A 21,771-nucleotide genomic window follows, 5' to 3' on the forward strand; every position below is an offset into this window, starting at 1 on the left:
CTCCTGTTTACGAAGAGGCCAGAATGCGCTTGTGGGTAGCTATGGACATCAGAATACCAAAAGCAGCCAACAAGGTAACCATGGAAGTACCGCCAAAACTTACCAGCGGTAGTGGCACACCCACCACGGGCAGTAAGCCGGATACCATGCCAATATTGACGAAGACATAGACAAAAAAGGTCATGGTAAAGCTGCCGGCAACCAGCTTTGAAAAGCTATCCTGGGCCCGGATTGCGATCAGCATGCAACGGGCAATGACAAATAAGTACAGACTGATCAGCAGCACGACCCCAACCAGACCGAACTCTTCACTTAAAACGGAAAAAATAAAGTCGGTATGTCGCTCGGGTAAGAACTCCAGCTGTGACTGGGTGCCTTGCAGCCACCCCTTGCCTTGCAGTCCGCCAGAGCCAATAGCGATTTTGGATTGAATAATGTGATAGCCAGAGCCCAGTGGGTCGGTTTCCGGGTTTAAAAAGGTCAGTACCCGGCGCTTTTGGTAATCATGCATGACAAAAAACCACATCACAGGTAAAAGGGAAGAAACCAAAGCCCCGATAAAGACAATCAGCCGCCAGCTCATACCGGCCAAAAACAACACCATGATGCCAGAGGTAGCGATGAGCAGGGCAGTGCCCAGATCGGGTTGTTTTGCAATCAGCAGAGTAGGGATCACGCACATGACAAAACCAAGCAGCAAACGCCATAACTTAGGTGGCAAATTATGATTGGAGATAAACCAGGCAATGGCCAAAGGCACGGCGAGTTTCATCAGCTCTGAGGGCTGAAAGCGGACAAAACCAAGATTCAACCAGCGCTGAGCGCCTTTGCCGATCTCCCCGACCAGCAAGACAGCAACCAGCATCAGTAAGCCAAGTAAAAACACCGGCAGGCCCCAGCGTTTATAAGTAAGGGGGCTGATTTGGGCAAACACCACCATGACGGCAAAGGCCAGACCTAGCCGGATCAGTTGTGCTTGCATCATGGCCTGACTTTGACCGCTGGCACTGTAAAGAACCAGCAGGCCAAAACCCATTAGAGCCAACAAGCCCAGCAGTAAGGGAGTGTCAATGTGAAATATAGCCAGACCGCGTGGTCGTTGAGATTCACTGATTACATCATTCACTGATTCACCCCGGCGCTGAAATAATAATCAAACAGTTGGCGGGCAACCGGTGCAGCGGTACTGCCACCCCCCCCGGTGTTTTCGACTACGATGGCAACCACTATGGTTGGATCCACTGCAGGGGCGTAACCGACATACATGGCATTATCCCGATGCTGCTCTTGCAAGGCATCCGCATCGTACTTGGCATCCTGGGCTATGCTGACTATCTGGGCGGTTCCTGTCTTGCCGCCAGAGCTATAACTTGTGCCTTGAAACGCGCGAAAGGCTGTCCCCTCGCGGGTATTGACGGTTTGCTCCATCGCATCCAGGATTACCTGCCAATGCTGTGGATCCTGAATACGAACCGCCGGCTGACGCTGATAGGGTTTGGCTTCAAACTCGCCTTGAAAACGGGTGCCTTGCAATAAAGCGGGCACTACGCTGTCACCGCGATTGACCAGAATTGCGGTACTGGTGGCTAACTGCAAGGGGGTGGTGGTCCAGTAGCTCTGCCCTATACCCAGAGACACCGTATCGCCGGGAAACCAGGGCTGATTAAAGCGGGCTCGCTTCCAACCACGCGATGGCATAATGGCGGCAGACTCTTCGTGAATATCAATACCGGTGCGCTGGCCAAAACCAAATTGCTTCATCGAATCAGAAATCGCATCAATGCCTAACCGGACGGCCATATCGTAAAAGTAGGTGTCATTACTTTGGATAATGGCGCCGTATACATTGACCCAGCCTTGCCCATGCCGGCGCCAATTACGAAAGCGACGTGAATAGTTCGGCAACTGATAATAACCGGGATCCCAAATGCGGCTGGTAGGGGTGATGATGCCCTGATCCAAGCCGATTAACGCCATATGGGGCTTGATGGTTGATGCAGGGGGATAAATACCTTGAGTGACGCGGTTGATCAATGGGCGATCAAATGAATTCAGCAGGGCGTTGTAGTTGGCGCTGCTGATGCCATGCACAAATAAGTTGGGGTCATAGCCGGGGTTGCTGTAAAAAGCCAATATGGCTCCGGTGCGAGGGTCCAGTGCTACCACAGCACCGCGCAAGCCTTCCAGTGCTTGTTGCGCTGTGAGCTGCAAGCCAACATCCAGGCTTAAAATCAAATCTTTACCCGAGATAGCCGGATCTGAGCGCAGGGTGCGGATCACCCGGCCGCGGTTATTTACTTCAACTTCCTGATAACCCACAGTGCCATGAAGTAATTGCTCGTAATACCGCTCCAGGCCAATTTTACCAATATCACGGCTGGCAGCGTAGTTGGCAGCAAGATCCTGTTCGCGCAACCGCTGCAAGTCATTGCTGTTGATGCGGCCAATGTAGCCAATGGAGTGAGTGAAGAGATCGCCGAAAGGGTAGGTACGGCTGAGGCGAGCTTCTAAAGTAACGCCTGGGAAACGATGCTGATTCACCGCCAACACAGCTACTTCCTGTTCGGTCAGCTGCTCTTTTAGAGCAATGCTGTTAAAGCGGCGCTGTCGTTGCACATCCTGCAAAAAACTTTGTTGCTGCTCAGGCGTGATCTCAATCAGTTCGGCCAGCTCGGCCAGGGTTTTGGTTAAATCGGCCACTTGCTCCGGAATAATTTCCAGCGAATGCACAGGGGTATTTTCTGCCAATAGAATGCCGTTGCGATCATAAATCAAGCCGCGATTGGGAGCTACCGGCACCACCTTGATGCGATTGCCCTCTGAACGGGTTTGATATTCGTGGTAAGAGCGCACCTGCAAGTGATACATATTGAACAGGATGATGACAAAGAGCAGTACCACCAGACTAAAAGCAACCAGGGCGCGTCGCTTGAATAATTGCGCTTCGGCGGCATGATCCTGGATGGCTTCTCGTTGACGTCGCATAGCTACTCGCGATGGTAAGGGTGATTGGTGCAAATACTCCAAGCACGGTACAGCGATTCTGCCAGCACCACCCGCACCAAGGGGTGAGGCAGCGTGAGGGCCGATAGCGACCATTTGGCTTCACTGGCGGCTATGCACTCTGGAGCTAGCCCTTCCGGGCCGCCGACTAGCAGGCAAACATCGCGCCCATCCAGTTGCCATTGGGTCAATTGATTGGCCAGGGTTGGGCTGTCCCAGTTTTTTCCGGTTACTTCCAGTGTCACAATGCGTGCACCCTTAGGGACTGCGGCCAGCATTTTTTCCCCTTCCTGCTGCAAAATACGTTTGATGTCGGCATTTTTGCCGCGTTTTTGCGCCGGAATTTCAATCAACTCCAGCGGTAAATCGCGTGGAAAACGCCGGGCATACTCTTGGTAACCGGTTTGCACCCAGGCGGGCATTTTGCTGCCCACAGCGATCAACAATAGCTTCATGCGCTCCAGAGCTTTTCCAGCTGATAAAAGCTTCGGGTATCGTCAAGCATCACATGCACCACCACATCGCCCAGATCGAGCAGTACCCATTCGCCGGCTTTGTCGCCTTCAATGCCCATAATGCTGATGCCAGCTTGCTTACTTTCCTGGGCAACATGATCGGCAATGGATTTGGTATGACGGTTGGAGGTGCCAGAGCAAATGACCATAAAATCGGTAATGCTGGATTTGCCACGCACATCCAGAATGACGATATCGCGGCCTTTCATATCTTCGACTTTCTGCTGCACAAAACTGAGTAATTCGCTACTTTGCACCTGTTTTCCTTTATCACGGGCTAAAAACTAAATTTTATCACTTTTTAACGCGGCTTGTACCCTCTTTAGCCGACTCTTTATGTCATATCTTTCGCTCTATCTTTAGCTATAGAGTTTGTGCAAACGAATATAGTTCCATACAGCCGGGGGTAACCAGGCCGGGCAGGCATTTAGCCTTGGCAAGCTGTGCCGCAACTCGGTGGCCGAGATGGCCTGCAGTGGGTTATCCAGCAGCAGGATCCGACCTTTGCCTGGTTGCTTTAATTCAGCGGCATGCTGGATTTGATGTGACAGCAACAGTGCCTGGCTTTCAGCTGTCAGTGTCTTATGCTCCGGCCGCTGGCAGACAATCAGATCGGCCAGCTGTAAGATCTGCTGCCAGCGATGCCAGCGGGTGAACTGGTTAAAGGCATCCATACCCAGTATAAAGGCCAGCTGATGCTCGGGGTACTGTAAGGCTAACTGCGCCAGACTAATCGCACTGTACGAGGGGCGATGCTGCTGCAGCTCCAGCAGTTCCAGTGCCAATTGCGGGTACTCGGCAATGGCTAGCTGGACCATGTCGGCACGTTGTTCAGCACTGACGCCAGGGCTGGCTCGATGCGCCGGCAAATGACAAGGCATTAGCCGAACTTGTTCCAACTGACAAGCCTGCTGCACATGCAAAGCACAGCGCAGATGACCGAAGTGAATTGGATCAAAGGTTCCGCCAAAGATCCCTAGTATCGGTTTAGCGTTGTTCATAGCGCTGCAAGGAGAATGCTTTTGGCACTGGGGCCAAAAAGAGGCTGCAGAGGTGCGTTAAGGCCAGTGGCAACTGGGTCAGCTGGCCGCCCTTAAACTGGCGATCGAAACTGGCCAGTTCTTGCAGAATGTAATGCAGCCAGTTCAAAGGCAGGCGCTGCAGTGCTTGCTGATACAGCGGTTGGCGTTTGGGCCAGATCCCCAGTTGCTTAAAAAGCCCGGCCCGCTCAGCCATGGTGCCTTGTTGCAGCTGCAACAGGTTTTGTACTTCACGATGCAGTTGCCAGCAAAGCAGGGTGGGCTCTTCATCTTGCCCCAGCAGTCGCTGCAAACGATGAAAGGCCTGTTGTTGCTGGCCGGCCAGTAAGGCGTCGCTAAGCTGAAACACAGAAAAACTGGATTGATCGGCTAGAAAATCAGCCAGGGCAGGCTCGTCCAGACTGCAGGGACCAAAGGTCAGCAACAGCTTATCCAGATTCTGGCGGGCCGCCAGTAAATTGCCACTGCAGTGATGCAAAAACAGTTGGCTGGCATCTGGGCTAAACTGAATACCTGCCTGACGCAGTTGCTGCTGCAGCCACTTTTGAAACTGTTGGTCATCCAGCGGGTAAATGCTGAGCAGCACAGAATCTTTGGGTAGGGCTTTGACCCAACTCAGTTTGCTGATTTCTGCCGGGCTGCGCTCGCCATGCAACAGCAGTAAGGTATCCGGATGCAGCAGATCGAAGAGTTGTTTCAACTCTTTGCCAGTGGCAGCGGTCAGTTTCTGTGCCTGCAGATCCAGCTCAATGATTTGACGGCTGCTGAACAAAGACAGACTTTGCATAGCGCTAAACACAGGCTCCCAGTCAAACTGGGCTTCCAGCCGAAACTGCTGGCGCTCGTCAAAACCTTGCTGCCGTGCTTTGACCCGGATTTGATCCAGGCAATCCTGCTTTTGCAGAGGCTCCTCACCAAACACCAGGTAACACCCTGCCAGCTGCTGTTGCAGGTGCTGCGACAGCTGACTGGCATACAGCTTATTCATGCGCTGATACGCCCTAACTGGCGCAGGATGCGCTGGGCAGCTTGCTCGCGTAGCTCTGCCAGCATCAGCTCCAGCTCGCGCGCTTTGGCCAGCGCCCGGTTTGGATCGTCCTGATAATCGCGGAACAACTCAAACTCGAACATCTGGGCTTCGGCGCCTGGAGTCTGAATGCTGTAACGCACCTGATAAATTAGTTCGTATTCCGCCACCTGTCCGTTTGGAAAAAGCGACAGGGTGCGGCGTTCCAGCGAGTCGTGCAGCAGGTAGACACTTGGGCTGTCTTGTTCGGGTTGGTTCAGCAGAGTAATCTGATGGCTTTGCAGGCGCTGGCGCAAAATGGCGGCCAGCTCGGAGTGCCGGTCTGCCTGCAGGTAGACGCCATCAAACAACTGCAATGGCAACTGGCCACGCAGCTGAAAACCGCAGCCGGTCAGCAGGAAAACCAGCAGGGCCAGCAGCCACAACCGTAGCACAGATGCCTTTGCCATTTAGCCAACCACCAGATTGAGTAGTTTGCCTGGCACATAAATGGCCTTGCGAATGCTGACGCCTTCCAGGTAGCGCTGTACATTGTCGTCGGCCTTGGCTTGTGCCAATACCTGATCCTGGCTGGCATCGGCCGCCACCGTCAGTTTGGCGCGCACCTTACCGTTGACTTGAACTACAATCAGCTTCTCATCTTCAACCAGAGCGCTGCTGTCCACTTGTGGCCAGTTACCATCTTCCAGCGCTGTTTGTTGGCCCAGTTCACGCCACAGGAATTGACACAGATGCGGCGTGATCGGGTTCAGCATTTGCAATAAGGCCAGCACCGCCTCTTGCATGACGGCTTTATCCTGCTCGGTTTCCAGCGGTGCTTTTTGCAACTTATTGCTCAGCTCCATAATGGCAGCAATGGCAGTATTGAAGGTATAACGCCGCGCCAGATCGTCGGTCACTTTGGCAATGGTTTTGTGCAGTTCGCGCCGCAGCACTTTTTGCTCATTGTTCAGGGCGTCCGTATCCAGGGCTGCGCTTGGTTGATGTTGGCTAAACTGTTGCACCAGTGCGTAAATCCGTTTCAGGAAACGATGGGCACCCTCCACAGCTGAGTCGGACCACTCCAGTGTTTGCTCGGGCGGGGCGGTGAACATCATAAAGAGCCGCACCGTATCAGCACCGTACTGTTCAATCACCTTTTGTGGATCGATGCCGTTATTTTTCGATTTTGACATCTTACTCATACCAGCGGACAGCACTGGCTGGCCATCGCTGTTTAAGGTGGCACTTAGAATACGGCCTTTGTCATCGCGCTCAACGCTGACATCCTGCGGCGAGTACCAGCTTTTGCTGCCATTGTCGTGTTCACGGTAGAAGGTTTCGGCCAGCACCATGCCCTGACACAGCAAGCGTTTAAAGGGCTCATCCGATTGCACCAGGCCCACATCACGCAATAACTTGTGGAAGAAGCGGGAATACAGCAGGTGCAAGATGGCGTGTTCAATGCCACCGATGTACTGATCGACCGGCAGCCAGTAATTGGCTTTGGCCGGGTCCAGCATAGCCTGATCGTTGTTCGGGCAGGTATAACGGGCGTAGTACCAGGACGATTCCATAAAGGTATCGAAAGTATCGGTTTCATGAAAGGCTGGCTGACCCTGATAGCTGGTTTTGGCCCAGTTCGGATCGGCTTTGATGGGCGACTGCACGCCATCCATCACCACATCTTCCGGCAGGCGTACCGGCAGTTGTTCGGCCGGTACCGGCACCTGAGCACCATCTTCCAGTGTTAACATCGGGATCGGCGTGCCCCAGTAACGCTGGCGGGATACACCCCAGTCACGCAGCCGGTAGTTCACCCGTACTTCACCGCGGCCAAGTGAGGCCAGTTTATCGGCAATGGCGGTAAAGGCGGCGGCAAAGTCCAGCCCGTCGAATTCGGCCGAATTCACCAATGTGCCTTTGTCGGTGTAAGCGGCTTTGGTTAAATCCAGTTCACTGCCGTTATCCAGCGGTGCAATCACTTGCTGGATGGGCAGTTGGTATTTGCTGGCAAATTCGTAATCACGTTGATCATGGGCCGGTACCGACATCACAGCACCAGAGCCGTAATCCATCAGCACAAAGTTCGCCACCCAAATGGGCAGTTTGGCTCCGGTCAGCGGATGCACCGCATAGATGCCGGTCGCCATGCCTTTTTTCTCCATGGTAGCCAGCTCAGCTTCTGCGACCTTGCCGCCTTTGCAATCGTCGATAAATGCAGCCAGCGCCGGGTTGGTAGCTGCAGCTTGCTGGGCCAGCGGGTGCTGGGCAGCCACTGCCATGTAGGTCACGCCATACAGCGTATCAGGACGGGTAGTGAATACAGAGACTTGCTGATTAGAGTCGGCCACATCAAAGGTGATCTCCACCCCTTCGGAGCGGCCAATCCAGTTTTTTTGCATGGTGCGCACTTGCTCTGGCCATTCGTCCAGTTGATCCAGGTCGGCCAGCAGCTCTTCGGCGTAATCGGTGATTTTAATAAACCACTGCGCCAGTTCGCGCTGTTCGACCAGGGCACCAGAGCGCCAGCCTCGACCGTCAATAACCTGCTCATTGGCCAAGACACACTGATCGATTGGATCCCAGTTCACCGTCGACATTTTCTTGTACACCAGGCCTTTTTCATACAGCTTGGTGAAGAACCACTGCTCCCAGCGGTAATATTCCGGTTTGCAGGTTGCCAGTTCGCGCGACCAGTCGTAACCAAAGCCAAGGCGCTTTAACTGGGTGCGCATGTAGTCGATGTTTTCGTAGGTCCACTTGGCGGGGGCGGTTTTATGGTTAATTGCCGCATTTTCTGCCGGTAAACCAAAGGCATCCCACCCCATCGGCTGCATCACATTTTTGCCCTGCATGCGCTGAAAGCGGCTGATTACGTCGCCAATGGTGTAGTTGCGGACATGGCCCATGTGCAGACGTCCGCTTGGATAAGGAAACATGGAGAGACAGTAGAATTTTTCTTTGCTGTCATCTTCGACCACTTTAAAAACCTGATCGTTATCCCACTGCTGCTGCAAGGCAGTTTCTATCTGTTGCGGATTGTACTGTTCGTGCATTAAGGTCTTCCAAACTAAGCATCAACGAAGGGCTCTCAGCTGCAATCAATACAGCTTTTCGAGGGCGCGGAAAATTCGCTATAGGATACCGCAGCCTCTGGCTTACAACAACTTGAATCCATCGTCAGTAGCACAGTGCCAAGTGCTTTGGTTCGCGCATTGCCGATTAAAGTACTGCCAACTTTAAGTGCATTGTATATTTACTCAAAAGATTAACATGCTAGAATTGAGGAAACATTAATTGAACAAATCACCATTAATTACTTTACAGGATGTTGAGTTATGACCGCTTTTATTGCCCAGCAACAGGCCAGCCAGCAGCTGCGCCAACAACAACTGCAGCAGCAACTGGCTGAAAATCAAGTCGATATCTATGTACTGAATGCCAGAGAGCTCACCGATTTCTGGTTAACCGTTCAGCGCCAGGAAGGCAAAACTCAGGCGCAAAGTGCAGCACTGTTCGAACAGCTCACTGGTGTAGCGCTGGCCACTGCCATAACGCAATATGGCCGTGATTACGGCGCAGCTACCAATGATGCCAGGGTTTTGGCGGTATTGGCGACGGATTTACAGCGCGGTGGCCGTTTTTTCTCAACCTACCGGACTGTGACCCAAAATGGTAGCCAGTACATTATTTTTAAAGGCAACCATCGTGCCCGTCAGGTCATTAAAGGCACCCGCTATCTCGCCACCAATACCGGGCTGGTGAATATGGCGGTGGGTAAAGAAGGGCTTAAGAACTCCGCGAAAAGCGGCTTTTTAGTCTCAGTAATTTTCTCGCTGTCGTTGCACAGCTTGCAGTGGTTATTTGAAGACGAATACCGCTGGACCAACTGGCTGGCCGGTATTTCAACCGATTTGGTAAAAATCGCCATTGCCGGTGCTGCGGGGTATTTTGCAAGTGTGGGTGTTTTGGCGATTTTTGCCAAAGCTGGTGTGATTGCGATTGTACCTCTTGGTGCAGGGGTCTTAGTTGCAGTTGGCGTCGGATTCTTACTCAGTGCAATTGATAATCACTATGGCATTACAGAGCAGTTGATTCACTACTTAGAAAAAAAAGAAGCAGAAGCAAAGCGTTCTATCTATGATGGTGTGTTTTATGTAGTTAGATCCGCAAGCCAGTCGGTTCAGCGACAGCTATCTCGATCTGCAACACGCCGTATCCAAGAATTATTAAGAGTTAATCCAAGTTTATGGTAATAGACACACGACTCAAAAAAATAAGCGCCGCTCTGTTTCTTATCTTGCTAATGGTTACGTTACTCGGCGGCCTCATGTGGTTAGGACCGCAGGATATCAGTCGTCAATTTGAAGCTATTGAGAGTGGGCGACAGTTGGTGATTCACAGTTCATCCCATGGCTATATTTTTGGCTGTATCTTAGGCGCCTTTTTTATGCTTTTAGGTGTCTTGTATATGCTCCCTTCTATTCTAGGTGGGAGAGAGCTCACTAAAAAGCAGAGTAAATTTCTCAATAAATTTTTAATGATTCCTTTTTTAGTTTCATTTGTTCTAATGTTCGTTTTTCACTTCGTGCTTAACAGCTATTATCGTCAGCAGATGACAGCCAATGGTTATCAGCGCTGCCCGGATACCGCGTTGTTGTTTGCACGGGTGACCTACAGCGCCTGGGTCAAAGATCCGGTGTTGTGCCACGACAGCGATGTACGGCGTATTGTGCGACGTGGCCATTGGGACGAGTCGTTTCAGGTAGAGCGAATGCTTGAGCAACGTATTCAGCGCGAGGAAGTCAGAGTACAGCGTCAGCAGCGTGAAGCCGAGCGGCAGGAAGCCAGGCGGCAGCGCGAGGTGTTGGAGCGTGAGCAGGGGTAAAGCTGAGTGCGAAGTCTTTGCTATACTAAAGACAAATGCAGTCAGTAGGAGTCCGGATGGAACTGAAAAAGAAATACCAGGCCTGGTTAACGCAGTTGGCAGATATGGTCAGCAGTGCGGAGAAGGAATCGGTCGAGCAACTGATGGAGCTGAACAAGCAAATCCGCGCTTATTTTCAGGCCGGTAAAGACTTAACGGCCCATGAAACCCGTCTCTTTGTCGAAACCTTAAAGCGTCAGTGGCAGGATACCGATACGGAAGCGGATGAGCAGCCATCCTTGTGGCCGGAAGCGCTTTGGTATGAACTGGCGCAGATCACTGATCGCAGCCAGGTAGAATGGCAGGAAATTCTGGAAGATTTTCGTCACAAAGGCGTGTATTTTCAGGGCGAACGAGTTGGTATGGGGTGCTATCGCTGTGACAACTGCGGTGAGCGCCACAATTACTACCATCCATCTGAATTGCTGGCTTGCACCAACTGTGGTGGCGTTAGCTTCAACCGGGAAGGCGTGCCACTCGATTAGTCCGTCAGTAACAGACCGCTGCGACCAGAAATTCACTGGTCGCCATCTTGACGCTGTGCGTATAATAACGCCATCACGCATGAACCTCATGGATTGCAAGGATTTTCATGACTCAAACCCTCGATACGCTGGCGCTTGCCCCGCATCAGCTGGCTCCGCAACTGCGCAATGACTGGCTCAAACACAGCATCTTACAAACTGAGTTGACCCCAGCCTTTATTGGTCAGGAGCGCGCCAAAGCTGCCCTGCAGTTTGCCATTGGCATGGATATGCCAGGATACAACCTCTATGTGATGGGAGAGCCTGCCCTGGGGCGCTTTACTCTGGTGCAGGATATTTTGCAGCATGCAGCGGCTGAGAAAGCCACACCGGATGAATGGTGTTACCTGAGAAATTTTGACGATGAACGCATGCCAACCACCTTACGTCTGCTGCCTGGTGAAGGCCGAACGCTGGTAAAGCGCATCGAGGATCTGGTGGATGAAGTGCTGGATACCTTTCCGGCAGCTTTTGATAACCCCGGCTATCAGCGGCAGAAAAAAGCCATTCAGCGCACTTTTGATCAGCGTTACGAAGCCGCTTTAGAAGCGGTTGAACAAAAAGCGCTGGAGAAAAAAGTGGTGCTGTACGAAGACGGCGGTACTGTCACCTTTGCGCCTTTGATTGATGGCAAGCCCCTTGATGACAGCGAATTTAACAAGCTGAGTGATGAAGAGCGACAGTACTTTTACGATCTGGTCGGCGAGCTGGAAACCATTCTGAACGAGCAGCTGATTGAATTGCCGCAATGGAAGCGGGATGTCTCTGAGCAGTTGCGGGAGCTTCGAAAAGCCACCATCGAGCAGGTGTTTAAACCCTTGTTTAAAGCGCTGGAACATCATTATGTGGCAGAGCTTGGTGTGCTGCGTTATCTGCGTGATATGCGGCCACACCTGGTAAAGCTGGTGCTGGAGCTATTGCCGGAAGAAACGGAACCGGAAAAAACCGAAGAGCTGGATATTCGTACCTTGTTTATCGAGGAGTTTGTGCCCAATGTGCTGGTGCATCATGCCGCCATGGACGGTGCACCTGTAGTGTTTGAGCCTTTGCCAACCTACGGCAATTTATTTGGCCGGGTCGAGTACGCCACCAGTGGCGGCTCTTTGTACACCAATCACCGTATGATCCGCCCTGGAGCCTTGCATCGTGCCAATGGTGGTTATTTGATCCTGGATGCCGACAAACTGCTGCCGCAGACGCAGGTGTGGGAAGCACTGAAGCAAGCGCTGAAAAGCAGCGAATTACTGATTGATACCCTCAGTGAGCATGCAGTCACCAACTCCACCATCATCACCCCCAAAGCCATTCCATTGCAGGTGAAAGTGATCCTGATGGGCTCGCGTGATCTGTATTATCTGATCCAGGAACTGGACGAAGAGTTTAACGAGCTATTTCGGGTGCTGGCCGATTTTGAACACTACTTGCCGTATCAGCAGCAAACCCTGAATTACATGGTACGGCAAATTCGCCTACAGATGCGCGAGCTGGGGCTGGAGCAGCTATCCGAGTGCGGTTTTGAGCGTTTGTTGCAATTTAGCTTCCGTCAGGCCGAGCATCAACACAAATTGTCGGCTCGTTTTGCCGATGTGCTGGAACTGGTGCGTGAAGCTTGTTATTACGCGACTCAGGCGGGCAGTGAGAGTTTAACCTCCGAACATGTTCGTCAGGCACTGGCTGGCAAGCAGTATCGTACCGGCCGCATCAGCGAAAGCTTTTTGGAAGACATTCAGCAGGGGCAGATTTTGATCGACAGTGACGGACTGGCGGTTGGTAAGGTCAATGGCCTGACGGTGCTGGAAATTGGCGATACCACCTTCGGCACTCCGGCCCGCATCAGCGCTACGGTGTTTGCCGGTGCCTCTGGTGTGGTGGATATCGAACGGGAAGTAGAGCTTGGCAAAGCCATTCACTCGAAAGGTGTCTTAATTTTAAATGGCTTTTTAGGGGCGCGCTATGCCCGTGACTTTCCGCTGACCCTATCGGCCAACATTGCCATGGAGCAATCTTATGGTCATATTGATGGCGACAGTGCTTCGCTGGCAGAAATTTGCGCGCTGATTTCGGCCATTACCCAGGTGCCGATCAAGCAAAGCCTGGCGGTTACTGGCTCCATCAATCAGCATGGTGAAGTTCAGGCCATCGGTGGCGTGAATGAAAAAATCGAAGGATTTTTCCGGCTTTGCCAGCTGCGTGGCCTGACCGGCGGCCAGGGCGTGGTGATCCCGGCCAGCAACCAATTGAATCTGGTGCTGAATGAGGAAGTACGGCAGGCGGTTAGTCGCGGTGAGTTTCACATTTATGTGGTGAAAAATGTCGATGAAGCGCTGTTTTTGCTCACTGGTATAGAGCCGGGTGAGCAGACCCGACGTGGCGATTATCCAAAGAAAACACTAAACGCCATGGTGTTAAAACGTCTGGCGGAGATTGCCGAGATCGTCAATGGCTGCAACGATGATGAGTGAGCAGCCGGTGACACGTCAACTGGTGCTGTTGTGCCAACCGATGGATGAGCAGTTTGTCCGCCAGCACATTTTGCCGCTGCTGGCCGAGCATGGCCAGCAAAGCGAGTTGTTGCTCTGGACAGGCAAGCTCAGTCACTTGTTTAGCGCGGAACAACGCTTGCTGTGTTATTTGCCCGATGAAGCCTTGCGCGAGCTGGTGCAGCAGGCGCAGCAAAACGCTTGGCAGCTGGCCTTGTTGCCCCACCCGGAGATGCGTCATGCCCGTTATGGTTTTGGTATCAGCGGTGATATGGCTACGGCGCTGGAAGATGCCATTTTCCGCCAGGCTGAGCCGCTGGATTTGATGCTATGCAACGAGACGCCGGTATTTAACTCGGTGGTGGTGGGCGATACCTTTTCCCTTATCCCCGGTGAGGCGCTGGCCGAGCGTTTTGCACTGCGGTTAAAGCGGTTTTTTCGCTTGCTCAGCAAGGTAGGGCAGGTCACCTTCAGTGCTTTTAAACTCACTACCCACAAAGGCAAAGAATTAGACACTGCGGCCCTTGGTATTGTGGCGGTTGAACATGGCCGCAGCTCGGTATTGTCGCGCCGGTTGGTTGCTGACTCCAGCGCCAACGATGGCATGTTGCATGCGTTGGTGCTGGTGCCACGCAGTGTGTTTGAAATGCTGCGCTTTTTATTTGCTGCGCTGTTTTTACGCGATTACTGGAATAAAGGCACCCCTTCTTTTGTTGGTCACTTGAAAACCAGCAGTTTACGCATTCAGAGCCCAAAAACCATCAGCTACACCCACGATGGCTTGATTGAAAAGACCAAAGATCTGGTGTTACGGGTAGAGCCACGTTGTCTCAACATGGTGCCTGGCCGCTATCTTGCTGTCGAAGATAAGTTGCCTGAGCAAAAAGAAGTGTTTAAAACCCAGCCCTTGCCAGCGGGTAAAGCTAAAACCGAGTTGGTCACCTATCCATTGCCCTGGATCCATCACGCCGCTACCGAAGAGTTTAAGGATTTATTCCTGGCGCTTAGGGAAAGTGCCAAAGCTACGCCGTCTTATTTGATGCTGATGATACTGGCTACTTTATTGGCGACCTTTGGCCTTTTTGCCAACTCCACACCAGTGATTATCGGTGCCATGATTTTGGCTCCGTTGATGGGGCCGATTATTTCGATGGCGCTTGGTACCCTGCGTCAGGACGAAAGCCTGATGCTGACCAGTGCTCGCAGTATTGGGGTAGGCACAACACTGGCCATCAGTTGTGCGGTGATCGCCACCTGGCTCATCCCACTCAATACCATCAATAGCGAGATTGCCGCCCGCATTAGCCCAACCTTGCTGGATCTGGGGGTTGCTGTCGTCTCCGGCATTGCCGGAGCCTATGCCCATGCCAGGGCCGAAGTGGCAAAAAGTTTGGCTGGGGTAGCAATCGCCGTTGCGCTGGTACCGCCGTTGGCGGTTGCGGGCATTGGCCTGGGCTGGGCTGATTTTACAGTGTTCTGGGGCGCTTTTTTACTCTACCTGACCAACCTGGTGGGGATTATTCTGGCTGCAGTTTTGACCTTTTTGTTCCTTGGCTACAGCCCCTTTCACCGGGCGCGCCGTGGCCTGGCGCTGACGTTTTTACTGGTGGTACTCCTTAGCATTCCGCTGGCGCTTAGTTTCTCGCATATGGTGCAGGAGGGGCGCATCAAACAACAGCTGGAAGGCATCGTATTGGAAGATATTCAGTTGCGTCATGTGCAGGTAAGGCCGGGCAATCCAATCCGGATTTCACTGACGCTGGTATCACGCTCGACCGTCGATGAGGCACAAATGGATGACATCAAAGGCCTGATTGAACAAAAGCTGGCGCAGCCAGTGGAGCTGGAAGTCGGTACCCGGGTGATCCGCTAGCCTGGCTGTCGCAAGTTTTGCCATCCGGCCAACAGTAACAGCAGCAAAGAACATAGCCACAGTGGCCAGTCTCGGTAACGACTATAAGGGGTTTGGCCTGTGGTTAAATGCATGGTATCAGTCAGGACTGCGGCCTGAAACTGCGGCAGTTGCTGTTGGATACCGCCATCGGCTGCTATGGTAGCGGTAATGCCATTGTTGGTGGCGCGTAGCAATGGCCGGCCAAACTCCAATGCCCGCATGCGGGCAATTTGCAGATGCTGGTGCGGCCCTATGCTGTCGCCAAACCAGGCATCGTTGCTGACGGTTAGCAGTAGTCCGGTGTCGGCCTGAAAATTTGCTGCCAGCTGCCTTGGAAAGGCAATTTCAAAGCAAATGGCTGGCAGTAACTTGTGATCGTTGGCCAGCAGGTTTTGCTGCACATAGCTGCCTCGATTAAACGAGCTCATTGGTAAATCGAAAATCGGCGCCAGTGGGCGCAGGAAATCTTCCAACGGTACAAACTCGCCAATGGGCAGCAAATGGTGTTTTTCAAAGCGGTTGCTGTGCCTGGGCTGGTAATGACCTGCCGCATCGCTTTGCCGGCGCTTGCCTAAGGTAATCAGGCTGTTCCAGGCTTCTTCGGTGTAAAAATTGTAATCGATAATGCCGGTAATTAGGCTGCTGTTGTGCTCTGCTAAAATGGCATCGAGCTCAAACAAGTAAGGTTCTGCCAGAATTTCTACCCGTGGGATAGCGGCCTCTGGCCAGATGATCAGCGGCGTGCCCAAATGTGGTTGGGTTAGCTCCAGATACAGGCGCATGGTGCTGACCTCAAGTGCCGGATCCCAGCGCAGCTCTTGCTTTATATTGCCTTGTACCAGTGCAACATCCAGCGTTTCGCCGGTAGCTTGCCAGCCATGCCAGTGACTGGCGAGTGGCGCGCTGAGCCAAAGCAGGGCTGTGACTGATAATGGCCAGAGCTGGCGCTTGGCAAGCAGTTGCATCAGGGCCGCGGCAGTTAACACCAAAATAAAAGTCAGACCTGTTTCACCAATCAATGGGGCCCAGTGCCTGAGTAAGCTGTCGCTTTGGCTGTAGCCAGGTGACAGCCAGGGAAAGCCGGTCAGAAACCAGGAGCGCAGCGCTTCCAGCAGCATCCAGGCTGCAGCCAGGTACAAGGTCAGCAGCGGGTGCTGTTTAAGGCGAAAAGCCAGCAGAGCAAACAACAACGGATAGAGTGCAAGATAGGCGCTTAACAGCAGTAGCAGTGCCAGGCTTAGCAGCAAGGGCAAGCCACCGAACTGTTCAATCGGAATATGCACCCAATTAAGACCGGCAGCAAAGTAACCCAGTCCCCAGCTAAAACCCAGCCAGGCTGCTTGTTGCCAGCGGCTGCTGTAGCAGGCGGCGCAACACAAGGCGGCTATGGTCAGCACAGGTAACAGGGTGAGACTGTAGGGAGCAAAAGCAAAGGTGCTGCTGGCACCTGTCAATGCCATCAGTAAAGCGCTCAACCAGCGCGAGCCAAACAGTCGGGTTGTCAGCTTTGGCAGTTTGAGCACCTTAATCCGGCTCGCTAACGACCGGTGCTTTGCCATTGATCACCTGCAGTTGCAATAACCGCCTACTGTTGGCTTTGCTGACTTTGAACAAGAGACCATCCAGCTCAATGGTTTCACCACGCTCCGGCATATGACCAAAGGCATGCAACACAATACCCCCAATGGTATCGGCCTCTTCTTCGTTGAAATGGCTGCCAAAGTGGCTGTTGAATTCGTCCAGTGGCGTTAAGGCGCTTACCTGAAATACATTGCTGGCCATTTTTTTGATATCGGCATCTTCGGCATCATCGTGCTCGTCTTCAATTTCACCGACGATTTGCTCCAGAATGTCTTCAATGGTCACCAAGCCAGAAACACCACCGTATTCGTCCACCACCATCGCCATGTGATAGCGCTTTTGGCGGAATTCCTTTAGCAGTGCATCCACCCGTTTGCTTTCTGGAATGATGACGGCCGGTCGCATGATGTCGCGCAGGTGACACTGAGGTGCATCGGGCAGAAAGGCGAATTTAAGCAGGTCTTTTACCAGCAGAATGCCTTCGATGTGATCTTTATCTTCGTTGACCACCGGATAGCGGCTGTGGTTGTTTTCCAGCAAAATAGGCAGGATGTCGGTAATGGATTGCTCGATATCCAGTGTCGCCATTTGTGAACGTGGGATCATAATATCCCTGGCGCGCATCTTGGAAACATCCAGCACACCATGCAGCATGCCTTTGGTATCTTCGTCGATCAGCAAGTTGTTGGCGGCCTCACTGATGACGTTTTCAAGTTCCGAGACATCTTGTGGCTCTGCGTTAAACATTCCGGCTATGCGTTCCAGCCAGGATTTCGGCGCAGAGCCGCGGCTAGAGTGGGGGTTGTCGTCACTCATTAATGAACTGTATGCTCCAGCTAATCATCGGTATCTTACTCTGCATCCGTCAGGTAAGGGTTAGTAAAGCCAAGCTCTGCCAGCAGCGCTATTTCCAGCTGCTCCATCTGCTCGGCTTCGTCTTCCTTTATATGGTCAAATCCCAGTAAATGCAAGCACCCATGAATCACCATATGCGCCCAGTGGGCTTCTGCTGTTTTGCCTTGCTGGCTGGCTTCCTCGGCAACGACCTCGGTACAAATGACCAAATCGCCAAGCAAGGGCAGGTTTAGCCCCGGCGGGCACTGAAAAGGAAAGCTGAGCACATTGGTTGGCTTGTCTTTACCACGGTACTGCCCATTTAGCTGCTGGCTTTCATTGCTATCGACCAGGCGAATGGTTAGCTCAGCTTCGCTGCGATAGGGCGCTAGCGCCAGCTCGGCCCAGTGGGCAAACTGGGCTTCAGTCGGTACATCCGGCGCTGTACTGGCCAGTTGCAGATCCAGTTCCAGCTTCATGCTTTGGGCCTGCGCGGGCGTTTTTCTGAGGAAGCTTCAGCCGTCTCGGCAGCCAGTTTTTCAGCTTCGTGTGCTTCGTAAGCCAACACAATTTTCTGCACTATGGGGTGGCGAACCACGTCTTTAGCATCGAAAAAATTCATACTGATGGCATCGACATTGGATAGCACATCAATGGCATGTTTTAGACCCGAATACTGACCACGTGGTAAGTCGACCTGAGTGACGTCGCCGGTGATCACGGCCTTGGAGTTAAAACCAATGCGGGTCAGGAACATTTTCATCTGTTCGACCGTGGTATTCTGGCCTTCATCCAGAATAATAAAGGCATCGTTTAAGGTGCGGCCGCGCATGTAAGCCAGTGGAGCAATTTCAATAATGCCTCGTTCCAGGTACTTTTCTACTTTGTCGTAGCCCAGCATTTCAAACAGCGCATCGTATAAAGGACGCAGGTAGGGATCGACTTTCTGTGACAAATCACCCGGTAAAAAACCCAGTTTTTCACCGGCTTCCACTGCCGGGCGGGTCAGTACAATGCGCCGTACCAGATTTTTTTCCAGCGCATCGACGGCGCAAGCGACGGCTAAGTAAGTTTTACCGGTGCCGGCCGGACCTATGCCAAAGATCACATCGTATTCAAGCACATGTTTGACATAGGCTTTTTGGTGCGGGTTACGCGGGGTCAGCAAGCCTTTTTTGGTTTTCAGACTAAAATCGGATCCAACTTGCTGATCGGTACTGGCGTTTTGCGCCTGTTGAATCATTAAATGCACCTGTTCAATGCTTAGTTCCACCACTTTACCTTGTTGTGATGTCTCACGGTAGAGCTGATCCAGCACAAAATGACCGGCCTGAACCGCACTGGCAGAGCCGCTGAGTTTAAAGACCTCATCACGGTGTGCAATGCTGAGCTGCAGGCGTTGCTCAAGCAGACGCAGATGCTCATCGAATGGGCCACACAATGACAGCAGGCGTTGCTGCTCGGCCGGCACGGCAGTAAAGGTTTTCTGTTTGGTTGCAGTGCTCAATAGCAAACTCTCAATGGCTCAGGCTGGCTGTGCCAGCCTGTTGGCAAGAAGGTACGTTTAAGGGGCAAACTGAGTCACTCCCAGCTCATCGGCTTTAGGTTGACGTGCCAGAATTTGCTGAGGGGAAACTGCGCGGCGCAAGCCCATATCCTGTTCAGTGCGAATGAGAGTGCCTTTTAATGAATTGGCGAAGACATCGGTGATAAGCACGTCGACAAACTGACCAATCAATTTCGGATCGCCTTCAAAATTAACTACCCGGTTGTTTTCAGTGCGGCCGCACAGTTCCATCAGGTTCTTTTTCGACGGACCTTCCACCAAAATGCGTTGCTCGGTGTTCAGCATGCCTCGGGCAATACGCAGGGCCTGCTGGTTGATGCGATCCTGCAGGATGTACAGCCGTTGTTTCTTTTCATCTTCGCTGACATCGTCCGGCAAATCGGCGGCTGGTGTGCCTGGCCGGGCGCTGTAGATAAAGCTGAAGCTCATATCAAAGTCGATGGCCTGGATTAATGCCATGGTATCCGCAAAGTCTTGTGCCGTTTCACCGGGAAAGCCAATGATAAAATCGGACGACATGCTTAGATTGGGGCGGACTTTTTTCAGCTTGCGCACCTGTGATTTAAACTCCAGCACAGTATGGCCGCGTTTCATCAGCGTCAGGATGCGGTCAGAACCGGATTGCACCGGCAAGTGCAGGTGATCCACCAGCTCGGGGATATCGCGGTAGGCTTCAATGATGTCGTCGGTAAACTCTACCGGATGCGAGGTGGTGTAGCGAATGCGATCAATGCCATCTATGGCGGCGACCAGCCGCAGCAACTCGGCAAAGCTGCAAATGCTGCCATCGTGCATGCTGCCACGGTAAGCATTGACATTTTGGCCCAGCAAGTTGACTTCCCGTACGCCCTGATCAGCCAATTGGGCAATTTCAAACAGCACATCATCCAGCGGTCGGCTCACCTCTTCACCCCGGGTATAGGGCACTACGCAGAAACTGCAGTACTTGGAGCAGCCTTCCATAATGGAAACAAAAGCGCTGGGGCCATCGGCTTTTGGCTCTGGCAAACGGTCAAACTTTTCAATTTCCGGAAAAGATACATCCACTACAGGCGCCCGATCGCCGGTAACAGCCTTGATCATCTCGGGTAAGCGGTGCAGGGTTTGCGGGCCAAAGACAATATCGACATAGGGCGCACGTTCACGGATAGCTGCGCCTTCCTGAGAGGCTACACAGCCACCCACACCAATCACCAGGGCTGGGTTTTTTTCTTTCAGTGGTCGCCAACGACCCAGCTGGTGGAATACTTTTTCCTGCGCTTTTTCACGAATAGAGCAGGTGTTGAGCAGGATCACATCGGCTTCCTCAGCGTGCTCGGTGAGGCTATAGCCATGGGTGGCATCCAACAGGTCTGCCATTTTTGATGAATCGTACTCATTCATCTGACAGCCCCAGGTTTTGATGTGTAGCTTTTTGCTCATACTCTGATGGACCCTGTGTCGTTACTGCGCGTAAAGGGCGCATATTTTAGCCTAGCCGGGCTGGAAGTACCAGCCCTGTCAAAGCAAGCGTTGTCGGGTGGTGATGTAGCCAGCATAGAAGATCACCAGCACGCCAGCCAGCCAGCTCATGGTGACCGGCTCCTGCCAGAACAGGTAACCAAATAGACCGGCAAAGATCACACTGCTGTAGGTCCACATACCAATAGAACTGGCCGGAGCCAGAGCGTAAGCCCGGGTCATTGCCAACTGACCGATGGCTGCCAGTATGCCCATGCCGATAAAAGCCAGCCAGGCTTCGTTTGGCAGAGGTTGCCAGTAAAAGGGCAGTGGGATCACTGAAAATACGGCGGTGAGTAAGGAGAAGTAAAACACGGTGCGCACCGCAGGCTCGGTACTGGACATATAGCGGATAGTGGTTTTCGTTACGGCGACCAGGGTCGCGGCAGCCAATGCTACCAGCAACACCATGGTCATGCCCGGGGCCGGGGTAGGCAGCGCCAGTAAGACCCCGATAAAACCCAGTCCAATTGCAACCAACGTAAGTTGGCTGGGACGCTCTTTCAACCAGATGCGGGCTATCACCGGAATAATGAATGGAGTCAGTAGCAATACCGCCATAGCTTGCGCCAGTGGCAGTTGTCCCAGTACATAGAAAAAGCAGTACATGGAGACCAGACCCGTCAAAGCACGAAACCCATGCAGGTACCAACGCTGGGTTTTAAGCAGGCTCCAGCCTCTGCTGTATAAAAACGGCAGCATCAGTACCAACGCAAAGGCATTGCGGAAAAACACCACCTGAGCTTCGGTGGCCATGCCGCTGCTGTATTTGACCAGGGCACCAATGCCAGCAAAACAGGCTTCTGCCAGTAGCAGTAATAAAGCACCTTGCAGCAGAGGATTTCGCATGATGGGCCCGGTTCGAAAAGTGGCTATTGTAACAGATCGCCTGTTATT

At 52.6% G+C, this 21,771-nt stretch carries 19 protein-coding genes; 5 read left to right on the top strand and 14 right to left on the bottom strand.

The features are described from left to right. Positions 1-7 precede the first annotated feature (7 nt). The 8 genes from rodA to leuS form a co-directional block, all read right to left on the bottom strand. A complete protein-coding gene (gene rodA, locus JJU14_RS04590; RefSeq protein WP_228611417.1) occupies positions 8-1,126 on the bottom strand; it encodes a rod shape-determining protein RodA in 1,119 nt (372 codons plus the stop codon). Next, entirely contained in the window at positions 1,123-2,985 is a 1,863-nt protein-coding gene (mrdA, locus tag JJU14_RS04595; RefSeq protein WP_228611418.1) for a penicillin-binding protein 2, read from the bottom strand. The genes rodA and mrdA overlap by 4 nt, the downstream gene beginning before the upstream one ends. 2 nt (positions 2,986-2,987) lie before the next feature. After that, entirely contained in the window at positions 2,988-3,458 is a 471-nt protein-coding gene (gene rlmH / locus JJU14_RS04600) for a 23S rRNA (pseudouridine(1915)-N(3))-methyltransferase RlmH (RefSeq protein ID WP_228611419.1), read from the bottom strand. After that, entirely contained in the window at positions 3,455-3,775 is a 321-nt protein-coding gene (gene rsfS / locus JJU14_RS04605) for a ribosome silencing factor (protein ID WP_091342494.1), read from the bottom strand. Before rsfS ends, rlmH begins: the two co-directional genes overlap by 4 nt. A 102-nt stretch (positions 3,776-3,877) precedes the next feature. After that, the gene (nadD, locus tag JJU14_RS04610; RefSeq protein WP_228611420.1) at positions 3,878-4,519 is read right to left on the bottom strand and encodes a nicotinate-nucleotide adenylyltransferase; all 642 of its coding nucleotides are present in this window, start codon (positions 4,517-4,519) and stop codon (positions 3,878-3,880) included. Next, positions 4,506-5,546, bottom strand: coding sequence for a DNA polymerase III subunit delta (gene holA, locus JJU14_RS04615; RefSeq protein ID WP_228611421.1), 1,041 nt, complete (start codon positions 5,544-5,546; stop codon positions 4,506-4,508). The genes nadD and holA overlap by 14 nt, the downstream gene beginning before the upstream one ends. After that, positions 5,543-6,034, bottom strand: coding sequence for an LPS assembly lipoprotein LptE (lptE, locus tag JJU14_RS04620; RefSeq protein ID WP_228611422.1), 492 nt, complete (start codon positions 6,032-6,034; stop codon positions 5,543-5,545). The genes holA and lptE overlap by 4 nt, the downstream gene beginning before the upstream one ends. Then, positions 6,035-8,623, bottom strand: a complete 2,589-nt coding sequence (gene leuS, locus JJU14_RS04625) for a leucine--tRNA ligase (protein WP_228611423.1) — start codon at positions 8,621-8,623, stop codon at positions 6,035-6,037. It lies immediately after the preceding gene. A 282-nt stretch (positions 8,624-8,905) separates the two neighbouring features. On the opposite strand from leuS, the gene JJU14_RS04630 reads away from it, so the two are divergent. The 5 genes from JJU14_RS04630 (at position 8,906) to JJU14_RS04650 (ending at position 15,371) form a co-directional block, all read left to right on the top strand. Then, complete coding sequence (locus tag JJU14_RS04630) at positions 8,906-9,823, top strand: hypothetical protein (RefSeq protein WP_228611424.1); 918 nt, start codon at positions 8,906-8,908, stop codon at positions 9,821-9,823. 359 nt (positions 9,824-10,182) lie between these two features. Then, positions 10,183-10,455, top strand: a complete 273-nt coding sequence (locus JJU14_RS04635) for a hypothetical protein (protein ID WP_228611425.1) — start codon at positions 10,183-10,185, stop codon at positions 10,453-10,455. Between the two features lie 56 nt (positions 10,456-10,511). Next, the gene (locus JJU14_RS04640) at positions 10,512-10,979 is read left to right on the top strand and encodes a hypothetical protein (RefSeq protein WP_228611426.1); all 468 of its coding nucleotides are present in this window, start codon (positions 10,512-10,514) and stop codon (positions 10,977-10,979) included. A gap of 107 nt (positions 10,980-11,086) precedes the next feature. Then, positions 11,087-13,480 carry a Lon protease family protein gene (locus JJU14_RS04645; RefSeq protein WP_228611427.1) on the top strand — a complete coding sequence of 798 codons (2,394 nt, stop codon included), beginning with the start codon at positions 11,087-11,089 and terminating at the stop codon, positions 13,478-13,480. Next, positions 13,458-15,371, top strand: coding sequence for a TIGR00341 family protein (locus tag JJU14_RS04650; RefSeq protein WP_228611428.1), 1,914 nt, complete (start codon positions 13,458-13,460; stop codon positions 15,369-15,371). The genes JJU14_RS04645 and JJU14_RS04650 overlap by 23 nt, the downstream gene beginning before the upstream one ends. Here JJU14_RS04650 and lnt read toward each other — a convergent pair. From lnt to JJU14_RS04680, 6 genes are all read right to left on the bottom strand, one after another. Then, complete coding sequence (gene lnt, locus JJU14_RS04655) at positions 15,368-16,951, bottom strand: apolipoprotein N-acyltransferase (protein WP_228611429.1); 1,584 nt, start codon at positions 16,949-16,951, stop codon at positions 15,368-15,370. The two genes, JJU14_RS04650 and lnt, sit on opposite strands and share 4 nt — an antisense overlap. After that, complete coding sequence (locus tag JJU14_RS04660; protein ID WP_228611430.1) at positions 16,917-17,789, bottom strand: CBS domain-containing protein; 873 nt, start codon at positions 17,787-17,789, stop codon at positions 16,917-16,919. The genes lnt and JJU14_RS04660 overlap by 35 nt, the downstream gene beginning before the upstream one ends. Positions 17,790-17,824: 35 nt before the next feature. Next, on the bottom strand, positions 17,825-18,286 hold the full coding sequence (ybeY, locus tag JJU14_RS04665) for an rRNA maturation RNase YbeY (protein WP_228611431.1): 462 nt from the start codon (positions 18,284-18,286) through the stop codon (positions 17,825-17,827). Next, positions 18,283-19,314 carry a PhoH family protein gene (locus tag JJU14_RS04670; protein WP_228611432.1) on the bottom strand — a complete coding sequence of 344 codons (1,032 nt, stop codon included), beginning with the start codon at positions 19,312-19,314 and terminating at the stop codon, positions 18,283-18,285. The genes ybeY and JJU14_RS04670 overlap by 4 nt, the downstream gene beginning before the upstream one ends. Before the next feature lie 57 nt (positions 19,315-19,371). After that, on the bottom strand, positions 19,372-20,796 hold the full coding sequence (miaB, locus tag JJU14_RS04675) for a tRNA (N6-isopentenyl adenosine(37)-C2)-methylthiotransferase MiaB (RefSeq protein WP_228611433.1): 1,425 nt from the start codon (positions 20,794-20,796) through the stop codon (positions 19,372-19,374). Between the two features lie 78 nt (positions 20,797-20,874). Further along, a complete protein-coding gene (locus tag JJU14_RS04680) occupies positions 20,875-21,723 on the bottom strand; it encodes a DMT family transporter (protein ID WP_228611434.1) in 849 nt (282 codons plus the stop codon). Positions 21,724-21,771: the final 48 nt, after the last annotated feature.

This window comes from Alkalimonas sp., from assembly GCF_020831925.1.
GTDB lineage: Bacteria > Pseudomonadota > Gammaproteobacteria > Enterobacterales > Alteromonadaceae > Alkalimonas.